General features: G+C 61.1%; 19 protein-coding genes and 1 tRNA gene. 9 read left to right on the forward strand and 11 right to left on the reverse strand.

What is annotated here, in order from left to right; genetic code table 11:
- Positions 1-4: 4 nt before the first annotated feature.
- The 6 genes from JKL45_RS13920 to JKL45_RS13945 all read right to left on the reverse strand — a co-directional run bounded on the left by JKL45_RS13920 (position 5) and on the right by JKL45_RS13945 (position 5,440).
- Positions 5-1,093, reverse strand: coding sequence for a TRAP transporter substrate-binding protein (locus tag JKL45_RS13920; protein WP_201861797.1), 1,089 nt, complete (start codon positions 1,091-1,093; stop codon positions 5-7).
- A gap of 177 nt (positions 1,094-1,270) precedes the next feature.
- Entirely contained in the window at positions 1,271-1,444 is a 174-nt protein-coding gene (locus tag JKL45_RS13925) for a DUF1328 domain-containing protein (protein WP_201861801.1), read from the reverse strand.
- A 158-nt stretch (positions 1,445-1,602) separates the two neighbouring features.
- On the reverse strand, positions 1,603-2,694 hold the full coding sequence (locus tag JKL45_RS13930; RefSeq protein ID WP_201861803.1) for an ATP-dependent DNA helicase: 1,092 nt from the start codon (positions 2,692-2,694) through the stop codon (positions 1,603-1,605).
- Positions 2,691-3,656 carry a DMT family transporter gene (locus JKL45_RS13935; protein ID WP_246498536.1) on the reverse strand — a complete coding sequence of 322 codons (966 nt, stop codon included), beginning with the start codon at positions 3,654-3,656 and terminating at the stop codon, positions 2,691-2,693. The genes JKL45_RS13930 and JKL45_RS13935 overlap by 4 nt, the downstream gene beginning before the upstream one ends.
- Positions 3,657-3,991: 335 nt before the next feature.
- Positions 3,992-4,894, reverse strand: coding sequence for a hypothetical protein (locus JKL45_RS13940; protein ID WP_201861805.1), 903 nt, complete (start codon positions 4,892-4,894; stop codon positions 3,992-3,994).
- Between the two features lie 135 nt (positions 4,895-5,029).
- Positions 5,030-5,440, reverse strand: coding sequence for a PRC-barrel domain-containing protein (locus JKL45_RS13945; protein ID WP_201861918.1), 411 nt, complete (start codon positions 5,438-5,440; stop codon positions 5,030-5,032).
- A gap of 180 nt (positions 5,441-5,620) precedes the next feature.
- On the opposite strand from JKL45_RS13945, the gene JKL45_RS13950 reads away from it, so the two are divergent.
- Positions 5,621-6,781, forward strand: a complete 1,161-nt coding sequence (locus tag JKL45_RS13950) for an SDR family oxidoreductase (protein WP_201861807.1) — start codon at positions 5,621-5,623, stop codon at positions 6,779-6,781.
- Positions 6,782-6,941: 160 nt separating this feature from the next.
- Entirely contained in the window at positions 6,942-7,862 is a 921-nt protein-coding gene (mepA, locus tag JKL45_RS13955; RefSeq protein ID WP_201861813.1) for a penicillin-insensitive murein endopeptidase, read from the forward strand.
- A 200-nt stretch (positions 7,863-8,062) separates the two neighbouring features.
- Here the strand turns inward: mepA and msrA are convergent, their stop codons facing one another.
- Positions 8,063-8,722 carry a peptide-methionine (S)-S-oxide reductase MsrA gene (msrA, locus tag JKL45_RS13960; protein WP_201861814.1) on the reverse strand — a complete coding sequence of 220 codons (660 nt, stop codon included), beginning with the start codon at positions 8,720-8,722 and terminating at the stop codon, positions 8,063-8,065.
- An 86-nt stretch (positions 8,723-8,808) separates the two neighbouring features.
- Positions 8,809-9,129: a PetM family of cytochrome b6f complex subunit 7 gene (locus tag JKL45_RS13965; RefSeq protein WP_201861815.1), complete on the reverse strand. Its 321-nt coding sequence runs from the start codon at positions 9,127-9,129 to the stop codon at positions 8,809-8,811.
- Positions 9,130-9,334: 205 nt separating this feature from the next.
- On the opposite strand from JKL45_RS13965, the gene JKL45_RS13970 reads away from it, so the two are divergent.
- Positions 9,335-9,424, forward strand: a tRNA-Ser gene (locus JKL45_RS13970).
- Between the two features lie 369 nt (positions 9,425-9,793).
- Here the strand turns inward: JKL45_RS13970 and JKL45_RS13975 are convergent.
- The 3 genes from JKL45_RS13975 to JKL45_RS13985 form a co-directional block, all read right to left on the reverse strand.
- Positions 9,794-11,980, reverse strand: a complete 2,187-nt coding sequence (locus JKL45_RS13975) for a CHASE2 domain-containing protein (protein WP_201861816.1) — start codon at positions 11,978-11,980, stop codon at positions 9,794-9,796.
- 117 nt (positions 11,981-12,097) lie between these two features.
- Positions 12,098-14,626 (reverse strand): Ig-like domain-containing protein, encoded by a 2,529-nt coding sequence (locus tag JKL45_RS13980; RefSeq protein ID WP_201861817.1) that lies wholly within the window; start codon positions 14,624-14,626, stop codon positions 12,098-12,100.
- Positions 14,627-15,310: 684 nt separating this feature from the next.
- Positions 15,311-16,183, reverse strand: coding sequence for a MurR/RpiR family transcriptional regulator (locus JKL45_RS13985; RefSeq protein WP_201861819.1), 873 nt, complete (start codon positions 16,181-16,183; stop codon positions 15,311-15,313).
- Positions 16,184-16,285: 102 nt separating this feature from the next.
- Between JKL45_RS13985 and JKL45_RS13990 the strand changes: the two genes are divergently transcribed.
- From JKL45_RS13990 to JKL45_RS14015, 6 genes are read left to right on the forward strand one after another with little or no spacing between them, the layout of a single operon-like run.
- The gene (locus tag JKL45_RS13990; RefSeq protein WP_201861821.1) at positions 16,286-17,896 is read left to right on the forward strand and encodes an ABC transporter substrate-binding protein; all 1,611 of its coding nucleotides are present in this window, start codon (positions 16,286-16,288) and stop codon (positions 17,894-17,896) included.
- A gap of 42 nt (positions 17,897-17,938) precedes the next feature.
- Positions 17,939-18,916: an ABC transporter permease gene (locus JKL45_RS13995; protein WP_201861822.1), complete on the forward strand. Its 978-nt coding sequence runs from the start codon at positions 17,939-17,941 to the stop codon at positions 18,914-18,916.
- Positions 18,913-19,827 carry an ABC transporter permease gene (locus tag JKL45_RS14000; protein ID WP_246498538.1) on the forward strand — a complete coding sequence of 305 codons (915 nt, stop codon included), beginning with the start codon at positions 18,913-18,915 and terminating at the stop codon, positions 19,825-19,827. The genes JKL45_RS13995 and JKL45_RS14000 overlap by 4 nt, the downstream gene beginning before the upstream one ends.
- Complete coding sequence (locus JKL45_RS14005; RefSeq protein WP_201861823.1) at positions 19,824-20,807, forward strand: ABC transporter ATP-binding protein; 984 nt, start codon at positions 19,824-19,826, stop codon at positions 20,805-20,807. The genes JKL45_RS14000 and JKL45_RS14005 overlap by 4 nt, the downstream gene beginning before the upstream one ends.
- On the forward strand, positions 20,804-21,808 hold the full coding sequence (locus JKL45_RS14010; RefSeq protein ID WP_201861825.1) for an ABC transporter ATP-binding protein: 1,005 nt from the start codon (positions 20,804-20,806) through the stop codon (positions 21,806-21,808). Before JKL45_RS14005 ends, JKL45_RS14010 begins: the two co-directional genes overlap by 4 nt.
- The gene (locus tag JKL45_RS14015; RefSeq protein WP_201861828.1) at positions 21,805-22,677 is read left to right on the forward strand and encodes an alpha/beta hydrolase; all 873 of its coding nucleotides are present in this window, start codon (positions 21,805-21,807) and stop codon (positions 22,675-22,677) included. The genes JKL45_RS14010 and JKL45_RS14015 overlap by 4 nt, the downstream gene beginning before the upstream one ends.
- Positions 22,678-22,697: the final 20 nt, after the last annotated feature.

The raw sequence follows: 22,697 nt of genomic DNA on the forward strand, positions 1-22,697 counted from the left end.
CAGATCAGCCGCGGGCGCGGGCCCGGATCATAAAGGTGTCGTAGGCATATTCCGCCACCTGGAACCAGAGATATTCCTCGCCGCGGAAAGCCTTGTAGCTGTCATAGATCTTCTTGAAGTCGGCGTTCTTGGCAGAGGTCTCGTCATAGACCTCATTGGCCGCCTTGTAGGCCGCATCCATAATCTCCTGCGAGAACGGACGCAGCTGCGCCCCGGCGCCGATGAGGCTGCGCAGGGCCGCCGGATTCTTGGCATCGTACTTGGCCTGCGTGTCCACGTTGACATACCCGGCTGCTGATCGAAGCGCGGCCTGATAGGTCTTCGGCAGTTCGTTCCACTTCTGCAGGTTGATGTAGAAGTGGATGGCGGGGCCGCCCTCCCAGAAGCCAGGATAGTAGTAGTACGGCGCCACCTTGTTGAGGCCGAGCTTCTCGTCGTCGTAGGGAGCCACCCACTCGGCCGCGTCGATGGTGCCGCGCTCGAGCGACGGGTAGAGATCGCCGCCGGCGATCTGCTGCGGCACCACGCCGAGCTTGCCCATGATCTGGCCCGCAAGGCCGGCGATGCGCATCTTCAGGCCCTGCAGATCCTGAACGGTCTTGATCTCCTTGCGGAACCAGCCGCCCATCTGCACGCCGGTGTTGCCGGCCGGCAGGGCATAGACATTGTGCTTGGCATAGAACTCGTTCAGGAGGTCGTTGCCGCCGCCATGGTAGAGCCACGCGTTGGTCTGGCGCGAGTTGAGGCCGAAGGGCAAGGTCGTGCCGATGGCGAAGGTCGGATCCTTCCCGACATAGTAGTAGGAGCAGGTGTGGCCCATCTCCACCGTTCCGCCCGCAATGGCGTCGAGCGCCTGAGGCGCGCCGACGATCTCGCCGGGCGCGAAGGGCTGGATCTGGAACTTGCCGTCGGTCGCCTCGGAGACGAGTTTAGCGAGCGTCTCACCGCCGCCGAACAGGGTATCGAGGGACTTCGGGAAAGCGGAAGTCAGCCGCCAGCGGACCTCCGGATTCGACTGGGCGATGGCCGGAGCGGCAACGGCGGTCGATGCAGCGCCGATCGTTGCGGCTTGCAGGAATGCACGACGTTTCATGGGCGTCCCTTTCGTTCGTTTACGCTTCAAGGCGCACACGAGACAGAAAGTTTCTCTCAGGCGCGCTGAAACGTAAAAAGTTGAACAGCCCCTATAGCGAGCCTCGGAAAAGAAGGCAGAGCTTTAGAAGCAGGGACTTCATGCACCCGGCGCATGCATGGCCGGACGAGGCCGTTTTTAGAAGATCAGCTCGCCCGCTCCCCAGGCCAGCAGGATGAAGATCACGAAGATCAGCAGGAAGATGCCGAACAGGACCTTGGCAATGCTGCGCGCGCCTGAGGCGATCCCCGTGAAGCCCAGAGCTCCGGCCACGAGGGAAACAACGAGAAAGATCAGAGCCCATTTGAGCATGTCGGCAACCCCGGTGCTTGCTGTTCAGCTTCAGGCATAAGCGCTCAAGCTTGATCGGGTTCCCGAATGGGCTGCGATACCGGAGCCTCGCCGGTTCCTAGCGCTTCGAAGGAGGAGCATCGGACCCAAAAGTGCAGATCCACTTTGGGTCCGATGCTCTAGATCACGACGGTGACCTTTTCGGCGGCCCGGGTCAGGGCCGTGTAGAGCCAGCGGCTGCGGTGCTCGCGGAAGGCGAAGGATTCGTCGAAGAGCACGAGGTCGTCCCATTGCGAGCCTTGAGCCTTGTGCACGGTCAGCGCGTAGCCGTAGGTGAACTCGTCCGACTCCTTGCGCAGCACGAACGGCACCTCCTCCTCGGTGCCCTCGAAGAAAGCCTTGTGCACGGCCACTTCCACCGAGCGTCGGCGGGCATCGTCGTCGGGCAGCACGTCCATACGGATGAAATCGTTGCGGATGCCACGCAGGGCCTGGATGCTCCAGGTGCCGCCGTTGAGCAGGCCCTTGGTCTTGTCGTTGCGCAGGCACACGAGCTTCTCACCCGCAGCCGGCATGGGATCGCGGTAGCCGTTCAGTTCGCGCAGGCGGGTATTGTAGAGGCGCCGCGTCTTGTTGAGGCCGACCAGCACCTGATCGGCCGCCATCACGGCGGCGGCATCGATCTCGCGGCGGCTGATGATGCGGCTCTCACCATAAATGCCGGCCTCGAGACGCCCACCCTCCCGGACTTGCATGGAAAGATGAATGATCGGGTTGTCCTTGGCCTGGCGATGAACCTCCGTGAGCATCACGTCGGGCTCGCCTTCCGTGAAGAATCCGCCGCCCTTGACCGGCGGCAGCTGCGCCGGATCGCCGAGCACGAGAACCGGCTGACCGAAGGACAGGAGATCGCGTCCCAGTTCTTCGTCCACCATGGAGCATTCGTCGATGATGATGAGATCGGCCTTGGAGGCCGGGCTCTGGCGGTTGATGACGAATTGCGGACCGTTCTCGTCCGACTCCCGCGACTTGTAGATCATCGAGTGGATCGTGGAAGCCTCCGCGCATCCCTTCGTGCGCAGCACGAGCGCCGCCTTGCCCGTATAGGCGCCGAAGGCCACGTCGCCGTCCACGTGCTCGGCGATATGCTTGGCGAGCGTCGTCTTGCCGGTGCCGGCATAGCCGAACAACCGGAACACGGGACGGTCGCCGCGGCGGAGCCACTCGGCGACGGCTTTCAGGGCGGCGTCCTGTTGCGGCGACCAGGTCATGCGGTGCGTGCCTCGCGGTGAAGGGAATAGAGAAGACCCACGATGATGCAGAAGCTGCCGAGGAAGACATAAGGGTCGAGCGGCTCGCCATAGAACTGCCAGCCGACGAAGGCGATCAGCGGGATGCGCATGAAGTCGAGGGGCACGACCATCGTGGCATCGCCCTGACGGTAGGCATTGGTCAGGCAGTAATGAGCGAGCAGGCCGCCAAGGGAGATGCCGATGAGGGGCAGCACATGGGCTGTGTCGACCTGAAGCCAGAAGGCGCGGCGCACGCCCGCAAGGTTCATGGGCAGCTGCAGCAGGTTCATGAAGAACAGGATCGAGAAGGTGCTCTCGGTCATTGTGAGACGCTTGGTCATGATGGCCACGAGCGCGAAGCTGAAGGCCACTCCGAGCATCAGGAAACTGGCCGGCTGCAAGGATTCCAGCCCCGGCCGCAGGATCACGAGAATGCCGATGAAGCCGAGGACGACAGCCACGAGACGGCCGCGTGTCATCTGCTCCTTGAGCAGCGGAATCGCCAGCAGCGCCACCCAGGCCGGCGTGGTGAACTCAAGCGCGAAGACGGTTGCGAGCGGCAGAAGCGTAAGGCCGAAAGCCCATCCATCCGTGCCGGCGAAATGCAGCACGTTGCGTGTGAGATGAAGGCCGAAGCGCCGCGGCCTCAAGCCCGGCCGGAGCTCCGGCTTGAGAAGCGCGAGAGCAAGCAGGATCAGGACCCCGGCGCCGTTGCGCACAGCCAGCATCTCGAAGATCGAGAAGGCAGGCGCAAGCGCGCGCACGGCGATGGCCGTTGCCGAGAAGGCGAGGAGCGCGCCGCTCATCCAGAGGACGACGGCAAGGATGCTGCGTTGGGGCACGATGGACCGGACGATGTGAATGCTCTCTCCGCTTACCCTGCCGCTTCCGTCGCGTGAAGCCTTCATCGACACGAAGCCTCCAGCGACCAAGGCGCGCATGAGCGATCGTCTTCAAGCGGGCAGTCAACACGTCACGCGACGAGTCATCAAACATGATTCTCGACTCGAAAGGGCATTCCGATGCCGCACGTCATGCCGGAAAGACGATTTTTTTCGACACGTGTCAGAGCACGTCATCGGACACGCGAAATGCCCTGATCGTCCCCCTCCGAGTGAAGAGGATTCCAGCGCGATGTTGAACGCTCTTGAAGTTGTTCGAATACTCGCGCAATGAAGACAATCAACTTTCGACATCATTTAACGCTTTGTATTTAAATGATTTTTTTCGACAGTGCACGACAGCCTTCCGGAGGTGTCGATCATACCAGCGTCTCTTAAGAGGAGTCTCTAACTGCCTCATCTCGCACCCGATATTGAGTCTTGCATCCGCAAGTGAAGAGAGCGGTGTCGAGCAACATATCCACAGAAAAAGTGCGCGTTCTACTGTCAACACTTTCCGTTATTCGGAACCCCCTTGGTATAACGACGTTGCCTTCCAAGCGTGACGGTTGCACGCGAAGGCCCTTGAAGGAGGCGGCAATGCCGACAGATACCAAGAACCCGCTGACAATGCTGTTCACGGGTGACACCGGTGCGACCAGCACCAAAAAGAAGACCGCGAAGAAGAGCAGCTCTCGCAGCAGCTCCTCCAGCACCAAGAAGTCCGGCGCCAAGAAGACGGCGGCCAAGAAGACCACTGCGAAGAAGACCGCAGCGAAGTCGACCGCAAAGTCGGCATCGAAGTCCTCGGCCAAGTCCGGCGCCAAGAAGACCGCTGCCAAGAAGACCACCGCCAAGACAGCGGCTAAGAAGACCACCGCCAAGAAGACGGCTGCCAAGAAGACTTCGGCCAGGTCGGCCGCCAAGTCCTCGGCGAAGTCCGGCGCCAAGAAGACCACTGCTCGGAAGACAGCGGCTAAGAAGACCACCGCCAAGAAGACGGCTGCCAAGAAGTCGACCGCCAAGAAGTCCTCGGCCAAGTCGAGCTCTTCGGCTGCCCGCAAGTCCACTTCGGCTCGCTCCGGCGCATCGCGCTCTTCGGCCAAGAAGACGGCCTCGCGCAGCTCCAGCCGCGGTGCGGTGAAGTCTTCGTCCCGCAGCTCGGCCTCCAAGTCGCGCAGCGCTTCCAAGTCGGCGCCCAAGCGCGCTGCTGCTGCTTCGAGCCGGACCTCTTCCACGAAGAAGTCGGGCAAGGTGGCCAAGCGTTCGTCCAGCTCCCGTTCGTCGAGCTCCCGCAAGAGCCCGTCGAAGTCGCGGCGCTAAGACGCCCATGCGGCACGCGCCGGGATAGGCTTCCCTATCGTCCGGCGCATGCCCATAAAAAATCGCCCGGTGAAAACCGGGCGATTTCTTTTTGGGTGCTGGATTCCGGTTTACCGGCCCGAGCTCATCGGATCGCTGGCGCCCCAATAGGGGGTGGCATTGTAGTAGCGATGGACGTGCTCCTCCCATTCCCGGTCATAGGAAGCATCGTGCCCTTCCGCACTGCGCCGGGGAGCGCCGCGCAGCTGATCCTCGTTGAGGTTCAGCTCGTAGGCGTCGAGTTCCGTGTTGTACTTCAGGACGCCCCAGGGAAGCGTGTAGTATTCCTCGCCGAGACCCATGAAGCCGCCGAAGCTCATGACCGCATAGGCCACCTTGCCGGACCGCTTCTCGATCATCACGCGCTCGATCGTCCCGATCTTCTCACCGTCCGAGCGGCGGACGGGCGTTCCCTCAACCTTGTCGCTGGCGATCAGGCTATGGGTTTCGCGAACGTCGCCACTCTGTGCCGTCGTCTCCATCATCTCGCTCCTTCGTCTGTGAGATCCTAAGGCAACGCTCGGGTTGAAAAGCAGGTTCCGTGCCGCGCTTCTCCAAGCTTTCCAAGGCTTTGCTCTTAGCTGAAGCGCTGCCTTAGGAACCCCCTCACTGCCCTCACGTTGATCAACGTTTCCGAAATGAAAGATATGAGGGAGATTGCCATGGCGGTTCGCCAGAAGCCGGTCGAGGAGCAGGTGGTCGTGATCACCGGCGCATCCAGCGGCATCGGACTTGCAACAGCGCACCTGTTCGCCGAGCGGGGTACCCGAGGCCTCGTCCTCGTTGCTCGAAACGAGGAGGCCCTGCGCAAGATCGCCGATGAGCTCAGTCATGGCGGCACCCGAGCCGTCGCGGTGGCGGCGGACGTCAGCAAACGGGAGGATCTGGAGCGCGTGGCGCGCACGGCCATCGATACCTTCGGCGGCTTCGACACCTGGGTGAACGATGCGGCCGTTGCTTTGTATGGCAACCTCAACGAGATCCCCATGGAGGACCAGCGCCAGCTCTTCGACGTGAATTACTGGGGCGTCGTTAACGGCTCCATGATCGCAGCCGACCACATGCGCCGGCGCGGCGGCACCATCATCAATGTGGGCAGCGTCCTGTCCGAGCGGACCATGATCCTGCAGACCCAGTATTCCGCCTCCAAGCATGCCGTGAAGGCCTTCACCGATGGCCTGCGCATGGAGCTGGAGAACCAGGGCGCTCCGATCGCCGTGACGCTGATCAAGCCCTCCTCCATCGACACGCCTTATGTGGAGCACGCCCGCAACTATCTCGATCACAACAACGCCGTTCCTCCGCCGGCCTACGATCCGCATCTTGTGGGCAAGGCGATCATGTTCGCGGCCGAGCATCAGCGGCGTGAGATCACCGTTGGCTTCGGCGGCTGGGTCATCGGCGCCATGGGCAAGGTTGCCCCGCGCTTGGTGGACAAGGCGATGGAGTGGACAGGCTACGGATCGCAGACGACGGATCAGCCGGAGCGTCCCGGCATGCGCGACAACCTCTATCAGGCACGGGATGACGGCGACATGTACTCGTCCCTGCCCGGCGAGCCGCGCAAGACCAGCCTCCTGCTCGAGGCGCAGCTTCATCCGCTCGTCACGGCAGCCGTTCTGGCCGGTGTCGCGGCCGGCATCGCGGCGCTGTTCGTGCCGCCGCTGGGAGGAGGACGGCGCGTACGTCGGACCAAGCGCCCGACGCCGCGCTATCAGCCTACCATGCGCCGCACCGGCAACGGCCATGACAAGCGCACCCTTGGCCCGGGCCATGTGAGCCAGCGCGGTCCTTACGAGGGCCGACCGCAGCCACGGCACTGACGATATTGGAGCATCAGCTGGATCCCAACGGTGCAAGTCCGCTTTCGGGTCCGATGCTTCGAAGGGCCGGACCTCACATCCGGCCCTTCTTCTTGAAGAGCGACAAGATGGCCGCCGGGGGCACGTTCCGAAGCGACGAGATGCGGGTTAGCCTTCCCGCATGAACCCGATTCGCTTCTCCGCCATCGCGCTTGCTCTCGTCATCGGCGGCTCCGCCGCCGCGCAGGACAAGGGAACCCTGAACCCGAAGCCCTTAGCCCCGCTTGCCAATCCGGACGATCCGAAGCTGGCCGCGAAAGAGCTTTTCGGCCGGCGCACCACGCCCGCCGACCTGCGGGCGCGCTCCATCGGCGGCTATGCCCGCGGCTGCGTCGCGGGTGCTGCGGCCATTCCGGTGGATGGCGAGAACTGGCAGGTCATGCGCCTGTCCCGCAACCGCAACTGGGGCCACCCGCAGTTGATCGACTTCCTGCAGAGGTTTGCCACGCGGCTTCCCTTCGTCAATGGATGGCCGGGGCTTCTCGTCGGCGACATCTCCCAGCCACGCGGCGGCCCCATGATCACGGGCCACGCCTCGCACCAGATCGGCCTCGATGCGGATATATGGCTCACCCCCATGCCCAACCGCCGCCTGTCACGGGCCGAGCGGGAGGAGATGTCGGCCACCAACATGGTGCGGGACGACTGGCTCGATGTGGATCCGAACCGCTGGACATCCGAGCACACGGCTCTCGTCCGCGCCGCCGCGCAGGAACGGAGCGTCGCCCGGATCTTCGTGAATCCCGCCATCAAGAAGGCGCTCTGCCGCGAGGCGGGCTCAGACCGGGGCTGGCTGACCAAGGTGCGGCCGATGTGGGGGCACAACTATCATTTCCATATCCGCCTCGCCTGTCCGGCCGGTAGCGCGGGATGCTCGGATCAGGACCCACCGCCCGGAGGCGACGGCTGCGGGGCGGAGCTCGCGGGCTGGTTCACGCCCCAGATGCTCAACCCGAAGCCTGGGAAGCCCCGTCCGCCCCTGACCATGGCGCAGCTGCCCAACGAGTGCCGAGGCGTTCTCGACGCGCCTGACGGGCCTTAAGTACAAAAAGAGCGGCTCGCCAAAGCATCGAACCCAAAAGTGGATTTGCACTTTTGGGCTCCACTAGATGCTTCATCCTTTATGCGGCGCATCGTGCGGAAAACCGAGGCCACTTTTCGCTCGCGCGGCCCGCTGGGTCCGCACGATGCGCTAGCCGGAAACGAGCCGCTCTCTTGAAGCTTGACAATGGAAGGGTTGGCTTATTCGGCCGCGACCCCCACGCCGATAGGGCAGGACACGCCGGTTCCGCCGAGGCCGCAATAACCATTCGGGTTCTTGGCCAGGTATTGCTGGTGATAGTCCTCGGCGAAGTAGAACGGCCCCGCCTCCAGGATCTCGGTTGTAACCTGCCCGTAACCCTTGGCAGCCAGCGCCCGGGCGTAAGCTGCCTTGGAGGCCTCGGCGGCCCTGCGCTGATCCTCGGTGACCACATAGATCCCGGAGCGATACTGGGTGCCGACATCGTTGCCCTGGCGCATGCCCTGGGTCGGATCGTGGTTCTCCCAGAAGGTCTTCAGCAGGGCATCGTAGGAGATGACCTTGGGGTCGAAGACCACCAGAACCACCTCATTGTGCCCGGTGAGGCCCGAGCAGACCTCCTCGTAGGTGGGGTTCGGCGTGGTGCCGGCCAGGTATCCCGCAGCGGTGATCCAGATTCCGTCACCCATCTGCCAGAACTTGCGCTCGGCGCCCCAGAAGCAGCCCAAACCGAACACGGCTCTCTCCATACCGTCCGGATAGGGCGGCAGCAGAGGGCGGCCGTTGATGAAATGCCGCTCAGCGGTGGGGATGGGGCTGGACCGGCCCGGCAGAGCCTCGGCGGCGTTTGGCAGGTCGGTGCGTTTGCGGAAGCTGAACATAGGGGATCCCTCGCGTGACCCCGACTATGTAATCATTGCCCTGCCCCGGTGGGAGGGGCTGATCGCGTCACCTTGCCGTGAAGCCCTCAGCGTTCGGCCAGATAGCCGATGGGCTCCAGGGGCTTCTGCCCGAGCCACAGCAGGAAGGCCCCGATGATGAAGCCGGTCAGAGAGGCAGGCAGTTGAAGGCCATAGGTGGCAATCGGCTCCCACAGCCATGGGTAGCTGCGTTGGGCGATTCCTCCATCCACACCGAGCGCACTTCCGGGGAAGATCACGCCAGCCACTTTTCCGATGGGAGCGAACGATACAGCATTGTTGACGATGGACCGTGTGCCATCAATGACCAACCCAACGAACCCCGCTGCGATCAGCAGGAGGCCAAGGCTACGCGCTAAGAACTTCAAGGGAGGGTACCTCTCCAAACAGAGGGGGAATTATCTAGTCTTTTTTGTCGCGATCGCAAAGGCGATTCAGGATGATTTGTCACAAGTTCGGTCTTGCCTTTTGCCCCGATTTGGCGATACACGGGCGCTCCGCAGATGGAAGCGGAGAACCTGACAGCCTGCCGGACTGGCGAGCAAGGGTTCATGGGCTGCATAAGCTCATGCTGGAGGGGTGGCCGAGTGGTTGAAGGCGCACGCCTGGAAAGTGTGTATACGGGAAACCGTATCGCGGGTTCGAATCCCGCTCCCTCCGCCATTATCTAAGCACCTGATATAATTGGTATTTTCCTCTGTTGGCCTCTACCTTTAAGCGCTGGATTCGTTGTGGCAATTCAGCGGGAGCCATTTTCTGGGCACCAGAGAAGGCTTTTACGGCTCCGACACTGCCTTGGTTCACCGTCTAAAAATCCGCTCAGCCCGCTTGGGCCGCAGGCAGGCGCCCATCACGAATTTGACAAATGCCCGCCTTCAGCTTGAGAGCAGACGTCGGCCTAGTCTGAAATGTGCCAAACTGCGACGTTCATGCGTTTGGTAATCCAGCACATTAATCGGCAGCATAGCGGTGATGCATGAGTGCCGTTTCATCGACCATGCTGTCTGCAGCGATGACGAAGCCACAGCCACTTCATCTCGATGATATCGAGGCGTCAGCGCGGTATCGGATCTGCTGGATGTAAAGCTCATAGTAATCATCCAAGGCGAATTTTTTGCCGAGTTCCCGGCAAAGGAGAATTGCCTCAAGAGCTTGCGGCCAGTCGCAGCGACGATAGGCAGCGAGCATGGCGTCGTTTCGTTTGACCAACTCCACGAAGTCAGAGCTTCTAGCGACATCGGCATGACCCAGGATCGTGAAGATCCGCTCTAGTTCATTCTTTCCCCTCACCTGCAGATGATCGACTTCGAGCACGGCGAAGCGAGCGCGGACAGCCTGGGCGGTTTTTTCACCGATAAGAATGGGAATGCCGTACTGCTTGGTCAGCCCCTCGAAACGGGACGCCAGATTGACCGTATCGCCCAAGACCGAATAGTTGAAGTGAAGATCGGAGCCGAAGTTGCCGACAACACAGAGGCCGGTGTTCAAGCCTATTCCGATTCTGAGCGGCGGCATTGCCTGATCGCCGTCAACATCCTTCTGCTGCTGCTCATTGAGTACCCTAAGGCTGTGCAGCATTGCTAATGCTGCCTCACATGCGTTCACCTCGTGGTTGGGATCCGTGAGCGGAGCGTTCCAGAAGGCCATGATCGCGTCGCCCATGTATTTATCGATCGTCCCACGACGCTTCATGATGTCCTGTGTCAGCGGGGTGAAGAGCCGATTGATGAGCGCCGTCAGCCCCTGCGGATCATCCTTGTAGAGCTCGGAAATCGCCGTGAAGCCACGCACGTCCGAGAAGAGGACGGTGAGCTCGCGCTGTTCTCCGCCGAGGGTCAACTTCTCCGGCGATTGTGCCAGCTGCTCGACCAGATCTGGAGAGAGATACTGGCTGAAGGCCGATCTGATCCGGTAGCGATCTGCGGAAACGGTCACATAGTTGGTGCAAACGAGAACGGCGTAGACCAGGAAGCTCGAGAGCAAGGGGAAGGTGTAGTCGATAAGAAGATCGAGTCCCGTGAAGCAGTACCACGACACCGCCAATGTCACCACAGCAGTAGCGCCTCCGAGGGCGAAGAGAGTTCCGGCATTCACCCTGGGAGCTTGGACGATCAGCAGAACGCTCATTAGCGCTGTGAGCGCAAGTTCGATGAAGGCTGTGTAGCTCGGCCTGCTCAGGGTCGATCCTGTGAGAGCACTCTCCAGGAGCTGGGCATGCAATTCCACCCCTGGCAGCGCCGGATGCACCGGGGTGACCTTGAGATCGAGAAGTCCGGCGGCGGAGGTTCCGATAAGCACCATTTTTCCCGCCAGGGCACCGGCGGGCATTCGGTCGCGCAGAAGGTCGACCGCAGGGATATATCTGCCTAGGCTGGGAGGAGAGTAGTGAAGCCAGACCCGGCCTTTGCCATCCGTGGGAATCTCGAAAGCCCCCGCCCCGACGCTCCGAACGCCACTCGGATCCGTCTTGACGAGAATCGCGTCCGATCCGGTGGCGACCCTCAGCATCTCCAGGGAGAGAGAAGGAACGATGGTCCCGTCGGCCAATGCGACGACCGGGACACGGCGAACGACGCCGTCCCGGTCGGGAGCAACCGAGAACATGCCATGTCCTCGAGCGGCTTCGTCGAGAACAGGCAGGTTCCGTAGCAGGTGCGGGAATTCGACCAAGAAAAGACGCGGGTCGGGCCCGAGAGTCGCGATTCCAGTCTGGATCCCTACTTGGTCGGTAGGAATAGTCCCTGAGACGCGATATCCTGAGCGTCCGAGCACTACCGTGGACGCTCGAATGGCATCGGCAAAGATGGTGTCGTTGCTGGGCAGATGCCGGAGCTTCTCGCGTGTAGCGTCATCCAAATTCTGAAAGGTTTCGGCCGCGACCTCAGGCGAGCTGCGATCGGGCTCCGGAAAGAGCACATCGAACCCGATGACCGTTCCACCTCCTTCGACGATCTTTGCAACCATCTCAGCCATGATTGTGCGTGGCCATGGCCATTGCCCCAGAGCCCGCAGACTCTGCTCGTCGATATCCACGATGGCCACGAGGCCCTGACGCTCGGCACGAGGATAGATGAGCTGATAGATATCCAGCGACTTCAGACGCACAGCCTCAACGGGTCCCGGATCCAGGATCCGGAGCGCCAGCAGGCTCACGAGAAGCAGGAGGCCGACGATCCGGCCGGTCCCGAAGCGTCGCGTCCTATTCAGAATGGACGCCATGACTGCCGTTCCGCGAGAACAGGGACTCGGGCCGACAATGGTCGGGTTGTGAACGCGTGTTCCGCCGGTTGAGACGGTCATCGAGCGGCCTAGGTGGCACCAACCGAAGCATGTTCCTCACAGGATGCCATCCGTGGATCGGGGCAGAGCGCCTGCGATGAATAGCTCGGTCGCAAGCACTTCACCGCTGGCAAACGTGACCGTCGCCGACACGGCGTTCTGATCGCCAGCAATCCGCCGCAAACCGTCAATGGATGCGCTCAGAATCCACCCTTGCGGCGTCAGAATGAGATCTTCTCGTCCAATCTCGAGGATCTCCCTGCCGTTCACAAACACGTCGACATCGGTGATCGTCCCACTTTTCAGAGGCAATCCAAGAACGGAGACATCGATTTGCTCCGGTGACGTCAGCAGAGAGGCTCCACCCGTATTATCGATGTCATTCAATTGCGAAAGGTTTGCATTCTCACCAACACCGAGAGCGGTGATCCTCGCCCCGTAGCGGTCGTTCAGGATCGCGATCTCGGCCTCGATGGGGCCCTGCCCCCTGCCGTCGGAGAGGAAATACAGGAAGTTTTCCTCGCCTCCCTGATCGAGGCTCTGCAGGCGGCTATTGGCCGCCTGCAGGGCGCTGGCGAAGTTCGTCTCGCCGTCTGCATCAAGGCTTCTGAGATAGGTAGCGATGGCTCCATCTCCGGCCTGTCCCAGGCTGAAGGTCGCAGCATTCACCCCGCTCTGGTTCTGCCCCCTGGGCTCGGTGGGATCGGCGCTTCCGTTGAACGGTATGATTGTCACCGTGACGTCTGCAGAGGAGAAACCGAGGCTCCTCACCTGTTCCGTCAGTGCAATCAGACCTGCGATCTCCGCATCGAGAACAGTGTCTGCGCGACCATCACCGTTGAGATCACCGACAGACATTCCCGCGAAACTGTCCGAAGTGCTGCCTGAGATGTCGATCAGATAGAGAATGTTCATCTGCGGCTGCGGGACCGGGCCAAGGCCGATGACCAGTTTCAGATCAGTCGTTGCAGCTGTCGTGGCTGTCGGCGCATCGACCGACAGAGAGACGGGCTGGCGATTGAACCCGAGAACTTCAGTGTCTCTAACGATCTGATGGGGAGACGAGAACGACCCTGCTCCGCGGACCTGCAGGGTCACGGCCGCCGTATCGGTTTCTCCGTTGCCGTCGGATACGGTATAGGCAAACCTCACCGTTGCAGTTTCACCTGCACTGAGAGCCTGAAAGTCGGTGCCAGGGTCGAAGACGAGATTGCCCCTTGCATCAAGACTGACGGAGCCGTCGGATGGAGTGGTCCAGCGGATCGGCCGAAGGGTGTCGCCATCCATATCCCGATCATTCGCAAGCACCGCGATGACCGTCCGCCCAACCTCTTCTACAGCGCCGATGCGATCATTTCTTGCAACGGGCGCGTCGTTTCGGCCATCGACAATCCAGGTCACCGACGCCTGCACAGAGGTGTCGCCGTTGAAGATTAGATCATAAGCAACCGTGACCGTCTCTGTTTCTCCCACGCCTAGATGCTGGTAAGCCGGATGCGTCGGATCCAGGCGAAAACTTTGCGCGTTGGCGAGATACGTCACGCCGGGAGGCAGTGATTCAGGCACGATCACACGCGGGGGTATTCCTGAATCTGAGGGTTCAGAAGCCGGCAGCGCGCCAAGCCGTGCAACCGGTCCATCCTCCACCGCAGCACCTTGGACCGCTGCAGGCGCTGCTATGGGGGATGGAAGGATCACACCGCGGGATACGGCGCTCTTCAAGAAAGGTAGCGCTATGGCAAACTCTGAAGGATCGAGTGGATCAACAGGCTGGAGCACGTTCGCCGGGACGATGGGAGCATCGTCAGGATCGCTGCTGCCTCTCCTCTGCTGAGGCGCAGGGGAAAAGAACTGATACAGATCCCTCACGAAATTGCTTTCGCCCCTGATGTCGTCGCTCGTCTTGGTTGTTTGTGTGATCCGCGGTTCGGATCCGGACATCGGTGTCAGCAGTGTCGCGACGCGGGCATCCGACATCGATGCGATCACGCGGGATGAATTGTTCTTGTCCAGCAGAACGATAGAACCGACGCTTCCGTCCGGCTCGGTGAGCAGGGAGAACCGCGTCGTTCCGCTGGCGGCCGCGATCTCCGTCTGAACGGCCGTTCCTCTGATCGCCATCGTGGCGACAGGCGTATCGATCTTGAGATCACCGGTCTTGGCAATGCGTCCTGCTACAAACCCGATCACGCCTTGAACGAGCGTGAGAAGCGCCGAATTTGCATTGGAGTCCGCAGCATAGACCATGTCGTTGAGCACCATCCGGGCACTGGAGGACAGGCTGAAGACTGTTCCATCGTTGAACTTGATCGTCAGAGTGGAGTTCGGACCCGTTTGCACGACATCGCCTTTTGCGACTGGGTCGCCAAGCCGAAGTGTGATCGAGACGCCATTTCGCAGCACAGTCGCAGAGCCTGACGCTTTTTCGACGCGGCCAATCGAAACCGGGGCCGCCGCCGCGGCACCCGTTTGCGCGTACTGCCCTGAAGCATCCGGGCCCGCCAACGCCTCGATGGTCGCGCCCGTAAGGCTTGCGCCTTCAGGGGTAACAAGGCTAAGGCGCCGGTCGTCTTTGAAATATCCCAAGACAACAGCGTTTGTCTCGGATCCTGTGAGCAGGAGATCGGCCCCGGATCTTCTGAAACCTGCGTTGAACAGAAGATCTCTGTCGGGAAACGGAATCGCGGAATCTGAGTCGACCGCGCGCGTCGACGCGTCAGCGGCATCGATGTGAATGTCAAAAGCAGTGGCGCCGTCCCCGGATCGGTACACAGCAAACCCCTTGGGTTCCTGTGATCATAATCACTTCAATGACCCGCGCCTATCGGAAGCAAATCCTAGAACAAGGGAAAGCTGTCCGCCGACAGCTGCCTGTTACGCTACAGAACCATATAAATCGTGACGTTCAATAGGACTATGCTGCTGGCGGTACTCCCGATGACCCACAGATTTTGACGACCAGTTCACGCACTCCTTTAAGGACCTAGGTTGGATAGGATTTGCTTTCCCTTCCCAGGACATGAATTCGTGAACGGCAGGGCTGCCCAAACGGGGCTCGATGCACCGAAGCGCTCTTTGAATTGCGCTCGAACTCAGGCCGACGCGAGATCTATCGAAGTAGGATGTCGCCCTTCAGCCATGCACTCACGACCTTCTCCCCTCCAGGAGCGTCCGCTGTTCCCTGCCAGAGCTGACATTCGGCTTACTTCCGGGAAGTGTCAGTTCCTGCCATTCCGGGAAGCGAATGGTATGAATCTGCAGTCACCTCGATCACTGATAGAAAGTCCACAGAAGACTTTCACTGAGTTCCTTCAAAGCCGCGACCGCATCGGGCCGCTCTCGAGCTACGGCAGCAACGATAGCATCGGCGAGCGCGAAGGCTGCCGTTGGCGAGTTCGGCAACAGCCGGTTCCTTGCCGGGGCATAAAAGGTTATATCGGCGATAGGCACAAGTGGCGAACTCGGCGCGTCCGTCAATGCCAGCACTGCTGCTCCGCGGTTCTTGGCAAGTTTTGCCAGATCGACGGTACCGCGGGAATAGCGTGGGAGAGAGATCGCCAGCACAAGATCGTCTGGCCCGACACTCATAATATGTCGGATCGCTTTTTCAGGCCCACCGCGTGATGATGCAAAGATCACGTTCGCATCAAGATAGAGCGTCAACCCTTCTTCAAGGTGAGCTGCCACATGGTGGCTTGCTCCGGATCCAACGATAAAGATCCGGCGAGCGCGCAACATGGCTTCCATCGCTTGAGAGCAGGTCTTCTCGTCGATAGCAGCAAGGGTCTCTTCTAAATTGGCTGCCTGATCCTTGATGGCCATGACGACGGTCGAGAAGGCGGAGCTTTTCGTGTTATGAGCATCGGCAAGGCTGTCGACGGGAGCCATGGCAAGCCGGAGCGCCGCGGAGAGCGCCGTCCGGAACTCGCCGTAACCGCCATAGCCAAGAGCGCGAACGAACCGGGTGACCGTCGCGGTGGACGCGCCGCATCGCTCGGCGAACCCTTCAATCGTCATTGTTGCCGTATCGAGTGGGTTTTGCAGCACGAAATCCGCCGCACGTCGATGGGCACCGCTGAGCGAGGAATAAACCTGCGCAATTCGGTTGGCGAGATCGGTCGTCGGCTTCAGGACTTGCGGCATGGACGCTCCCTGCTGATTGACGTCAGAATATTTTCATGATTTCTAATTTGCGAAAATAAAACTGTCAAAAAAGCAGCAACAAAGAAACCATAGGGATCTTCGATGAGCAATCCTGTTCTATTCGCTTTAGTCGCCGGCACATGCCTGCTCGGCGCTCCCGCCTGGGCCCAGTCTCTCAAGATCGCGCTCAGCTCGGAGCCGACCGCAATCGACCCACATTATCACGATCTGACGCCGAACAACGCTTTGGTGGCGCATATCTTCGATGGCCTGACCAAGCAGGACGAGAAGCAGAAGGTGATGCCCAGCCTTGCGACCTCGTGGGAGAACGACGGCAAAAATCGCTGGACCTTCAAGCTTCGCCAGGGAGTGACCTTCTCCAACGGCAAGCCTTTCTCCGCCGACGACGTGATCTTCAGCTTCTGCCGGACCTTGAAGAACGAGACTGCGATTGCAGGCTCGTTTGCCGACATCACGGGTAACTTCACGGCTGTCGAGGCACCCGATCCGCATACGATCGTCATCACCACGAAGGCCCCGGATCCCCTCCTGCCGAACTTCCTGTCAGGCCTTGCTATCCTGAGTTCGTCCATCGTCCCCCATGACAAGCTATCCTTCGACCCGGCCAAGAATTGCGGCGTGACCGGAGCATGGCCGGTCGTCGGCGACTTCAACGATGGCAAGCTCACCATCGGCACGGGCCCTTACAAGTTCAAGAGCTATGTGAAGGGAACCGGCGTTGAACTCGAGCGCAACGAAAAGTACTGGGGCCCGGCAGAGCCGTGGGCCAGCGTGAATTTCGTGCCCGTTCCCAATGCCGGGCCGCGCCTGGCAGGTCTGCTCGCCGGCGATTACGACGTAATCGAGAACCCGGCTGCACGCGACGTGTCGCGCATCAAGGACGACAAGCGCTTCGGCCACGTGATCACTCCCTCGACCCGCGTGATCTACTTCCAGCTCGATGTGGCGCGCGAACCGAGCCCGTTCGTAAAGGCGGAGAACGGCAAGAACCCGCTGAAGGATCCGCGCGTGCGCAAGGCAATGTCGCTCGCCATCGACCGCGACGCCATCATCAAGCGCATCATGGATGGGGCTGCCGAGCCTGCCTATCAGTTCCTGCCCAACGGCATGTTCGGCGCGTTGACTGATCCGCCGAAGCTTGCCTACGATCCGGCCGCGGCGAAAAAGCTCCTGGCCGAGGCGGGCTATCCGAACGGTTTCCAGATCACGCTCTCGACAACCAACGACCGCTACATCAACGACAGCCAGATCACGCAGGCCGTTGCGCAGTATCTGACCCAAGTCGGGATTCGCTCCGAGGTGGATGCGATGGCCCGCGCCATCTACTTCCCGCGTCGCGCCAAGAAGGAATTCAGTGTGGCGCTCGGCGGCTGGGGCTCCACGAGCGGCGAGGCCTCGTCCTTCCTGCGTCAGTGGCCAGCAACCCCAGACGAGGCAAAGACCATCGGCGGCTCGAACTACGGCGGCTATAGCGATCCGGAATTCGACAAGCTGATCCGCACCGCCATCGTGACCCTCGACGATGCTAAGCGGGCGGAGATTCTCCAGCAGGCCGGAACGAAGGCGATCGAAGGTGGCGCGTTTATTCCGCTGCATTTCGAAAGCACCGTGTGGGCCTACAAGGCGAACCTGAAATATGTCGGCCGCGCGGATCAGTTCACGATGGCCATGCAGGTCAAGCCCGCGCAGTAAGCAAGCAATGAACGAAACTGCGAGCAGATCGGAACGCCCGACATGACGGCCTACATCCTGCAGCGTCTGATCCAGAGCGTCCTGGTTCTGCTCGCGGTTTCTGTCGTGGTTTTCCTTGCCGTCTATGGCATCGGAGACCCCATCGAACTCCTGGTTCCTCCACAGGTCAGCGCTGCCGAACGCACGGCGATGATCCGGCGCCTTGGGCTCGACCTGCCCATCTGGCAGCAATATTTCGGCTTCCTGGGCAATGCCCTGAAAGGCGATCTCGGGCGCTCCTTCGTCCACGGTGTTCCGGCCGTCGATCTGATCCTGGCCCGATTGCCTGCAACCTTCGAACTCGTCCTTCTGGCCATGAGCCTTGCCGCTGTCGTCGGCATTCCGCTCGGTCTCCTAGCCGGTCTCAACCCGGAGAGCCGACCGAGCCGCGCAATCATGGCAGGAACGATCCTTGGCTTTTCCCTTCCGAGTTTCTGGAAGGGGATGATGCTCATCCTTCTCTTCAGCGTCTTTCTCGGCTGGCTGCCGACAGCAGGGCGCGGCGAGACGGTTTCCGTCCTCGGCCTTGAGACGAGCCTGTTGACGCTCAACGGGCTGAAGCACCTCACCCTGCCGGCCCTCAACCTCGCCATTCCGAACATGGCGCTGATGATTCGTCTGGTCGCGGCAGGAACGACGGAAGCGATGACGCAGGACTATGTCAAATACGCCCGCGCCAAAGGCTTGCGCAGCAAACGCATCGTTGGGCGGCATGTGCTGCGCAACATCCTGATCCCGGTCGTGACGGTGGCCGGCATGGAATTCGGGAGCCTCGTCGCCTTCTCGACAATCACTGAGACCGTGTTCGCTTGGCCAGGCATGGGCAAGCTCCTCATCGACAGCATCTACAATCTCGACCGCCCTGTCGTGGTCGCCTATGTCATGCTCGCAACCCTGCTCTTCGTCGCCGTGAATTTCCTCGTCGACATTCTCTACGCGGCGCTCGATCCGCGCGTGAAGCTGACGGGAGAAATGGCATGAACTCGTTGAAGGCGATGCCAGCAACCGTGGGGGCCGACGCCGACACGCCGCTGCGCAGACAAGTCCTGCGCCGGATCAGGAGCCGCCCTACGACACGCGGCGCAATGATATTGCTGGCCATCCTCCTGCTCCTCGCACTCCTTGCCCCCTTTATCGCGCCTCAAAACCCGCATGACCTCGGGTCCTTGAGCGTGATGGACAATCGGCTGGAGCCTGGATCCCAGGGAATGACCGGTATCACCTACTGGCTCGGTACCGACGCGCAGGGGCGCGACATGCTCAGCGCTATCCTGTATGGACTGAGAACCAGTCTTCTGGTCGGCCTGACATCTACCGTAGGCGCACTCCTCATCGGCGTCTTCGCAGGTCTCGTTGCTGCGCAATTTGGCGGAGCCGTCGATGCGGCAATCATGCGCGTCGTCGATTTCATGCTCGGCTTCCCGTCGATCCTGATCGCCCTGGTGCTGCTCGCCTCGATCGGCCGAGGCATCGACAAAGTGATTGTCGCGATCATCCTGGTGCAATGGGCTCAGTACGCGCGATTGATGCGTGCCGCAGCACTCGTCGAACGGCGCAAGGAATACATCGAGGCCGCTGTCAACTTCGGTCTGCCGACGCGGCATATCATGCTGGCGCATCTGCTGCCAAACTCCATCGGCTCCGTGCTGGTCGTATCGACCATCAGCATCGCGGGCGCGATCACCCTGGAAGCCACCCTTTCCTTCCTTGGGGTCGGAGTTCCGGTGACGCAGCCCTCCCTCGGCCTCCTGATCGCAAACGGGTTCGAGTTCCTGCTCTCCGGAGAGTATTGGATCGCAGCCTTCCCCGGGATCGCCCTCGTCTTACTGATCATGTCGCTCAACCTCGTGGGTGAGCGCCTGCGCCGCAGCTTCAACGTGAGAGGCCCATGACGTCGCCGCTGCTCGAAGTTCGCGGATTGAAGACCGTGTTTCACGATCTCGCGGGCGCGTGGCCCGCTGTCGATGGAGTTGATATTGTCGTGCAGCCAGGCGAGATCGTGGGTCTCGTCGGTGAGTCCGGATCCGGCAAATCGGTGACCGGATTTTCTCTGGTGCAGTTGATCGACGCTCCGGGCGAGATCGTTGCCGGAGACGTGCTGTTCAAGGGAGAGGATCTGCGCAGAGCCTCTGAGGAGCGCCTGCGCGATCTGAGGGGCGACCGCATCGCGATGATCTTTCAGGATCCGCTGATGACACTCAATCCCGTTCTCACTATTGGCGAGCAGATGTGCGAGGCGATCCTGGAGCACCGTTCCTGCAGCAGGCAGGAGGCCCTGAAGAAATCTTCACTTGCCTTGTCGCGAGTTGGCATTTCCTCTCCAGATGCACGCCTGAGGCAGTATCCACACGAGTTCTCGGGCGGCATGCGCCAACGTGTGGCGATTGCGACCGCGCTCCTGAACGAACCCGATCTGATCATTGCCGACGAGCCGACGACGGCGCTCGACGTCACGATCCAGAGCCAGATCCTGTTCGAGGTCCAAAAACTCAGCCGGGAGACCGGCACAGCGGTTCTTTGGATTACCCACGATCTCGCCGTCGTGGCAGAACTCGCCGACCGGGTTGCCGTCATGTATGCCGGTCGGATTGTCGAAGCAGGAACGGTCGACGACGTTCTCGACCGCCCCCGCCATCCTTACACGCTCGGCCTGCTCGGTTCATCGGCCGCGACGGTCGCCCCTGGAGAGCGGCTGAAGCAGATCAGCGGAACGGCCCCCAGCATCAATGCGCGGCCCAGCGGCTGCCCGTTTTGTCCACGGTGCGAACGCGCTCTGCCTCTCTGCGCCGAAGTCGATCCCTTGCCGCAGCTCACGAGTCATGAGCACAGCTATCGGTGTCATAACCCCGTGTCCGAAAGTCACGCTTCATGAACGGATCCTTCTTCGAGCTGCGTGACGTCAAGAAGCACTTCCGCGGCAAGCCGACCATCGCCCAGCGCATCCTGGCCGCGACCGGCAACGCTCCGCCGCCGCCCGTGCTGAAGGCTGTCGACGGCGTTGATCTCAGCCTGAACAAGGGAGAGGTCTTGGGCCTTGTCGGTGAATCCGGCTGCGGCAAGTCCACGCTTGCGCGGGTTGCGACAGGCATCACCAAGCCCAGCGGCGGGAACGTGGTTTACGAGGGACGGCCTGTGGCCGACCTTCACGGCAAGGAGCGGCTGAATTACCTGCTCAAAGTCCAGATGGTGTTTCAAGACCCTTATGCTTCGCTCAATCCGCGCATGCGGGTGGGCAAGATTGTCGGAGAGGCGCTGCGAGTTCATGGCCTGCTGCCGAAGAGCGAGATCGATGCTGCAGTCGACAGGTCCCTGACCGAAGTCGGCCTCGATCTCGCCTATCGCGATCGCTACCCGCATCAGTTCTCCGGGGGACAACGGCAGCGCATCGGCATTGCCCGCGCACTCGCGGTGAAGCCGGAGTTCCTGGTTTGCGACGAACCCGTTTCGGCGCTCGATGTCTCGATCCAGGCGCAGGTCATCAACCTGTTCATGGACATTCGCGAGAAGCATGGGCTGACCTATCTGTTTGTCAGTCACGATCTCGGCGTCGTCCGTCACATCAGCGATCGTGTCGCGATTATGTATCTCGGACGCATTGTCGAAGTCGGGTCGGCCTCTGCCATCTTCTCCACGCCGGCTCACCCCTACAGCGCGGCGCTCATTGCGGCGAGCCCCTCGACGGCGCGGCGCAAGCGTGCGTTCCAGCCGCTCAAGGGCGAACTGCCTTCCCCTCTGGCACCGCCCGGCGGTTGCCCGTTTCACCCCCGCTGCGAGCATGCCATGGCGAAATGCCGTGAAGTCCGCCCGATCCTGAAACAGATTGCTCCGGGACGCAGCGCTGCCTGCCATCTGCATCATTCGGACAACACATGACAACGACCACGCTTATCCCTGAGATCGGCCGCAGCACGCTTCCCTTCATCGACCCACACCACCCGGACAGGCCGATCGAAGTAAATTTCTATCGCCCGGTCAATCATGGCCCCGAAGATCCGGTCGTCATCGTCCAGCACGGCATGCTTCGAAACGGCGATGAGTATCGGGATTTCTGGATTCCCGCAGCGGACAAGCACCGCATCCTGATCGCGGCGCCGACCTTTTCGGATGCACGCTTTCCCGGCCCCGAGTCATACAACAACGGCTTGGTCATCGGAGATGGCGGAGGCGTGCGCCCTTTCGAGACATGGCTCTATGCCATCCCGGCTCGCGTCCTCACCGCCTTGCAGAAGGGGGGTGTGATGTGTCGCCCGAAAGCGAGACTCTTCGGTCATTCGGCCGGTGGACAGTTCGCGCACCGGATGCTTGCAACCCAGGATCACGGATCTTTCGAGGCCGTCATCGCTGGCAATCCCGGCTGGTACAGCTTGCCGACACTGGAACGCGACTTCCCTGAAGGGCTTGGCAAGCTCGGTCTCGACGAGGCCAGTCTAGCGCGCTGGTTCGCCTATCCAATGCATATCTTCGCGGGCGATCAGGATATCAGCACCGACGATCCGAACCTCCCTGCGCAGGTCGAGGCCTTGAGGCAGGGACCGCACCGCTATGCGCGCGCGCAGTTCGTCTACGATTTCGCCTATCAGGAAGCCAAGCGCCTCGGATTTCCCTTCCATTGGAAGTTGATCCACGTCGGGGGGGTGGGTCATGACGGCGCCGCCATGTCTCGCGCAGCAGCAGCCTACTGGTTCGAGGGGCACATTCCACCGGCTGAAGACCTGATCACCGCAGAAATGGGCGCTTTGTAAAGCGGCGGCGATTTGACGAC

The sequence above is a fragment of the Microvirga soli genome, from assembly GCF_016734765.1.
Lineage (GTDB): Bacteria > Pseudomonadota > Alphaproteobacteria > Rhizobiales > Beijerinckiaceae > Microvirga > Microvirga soli.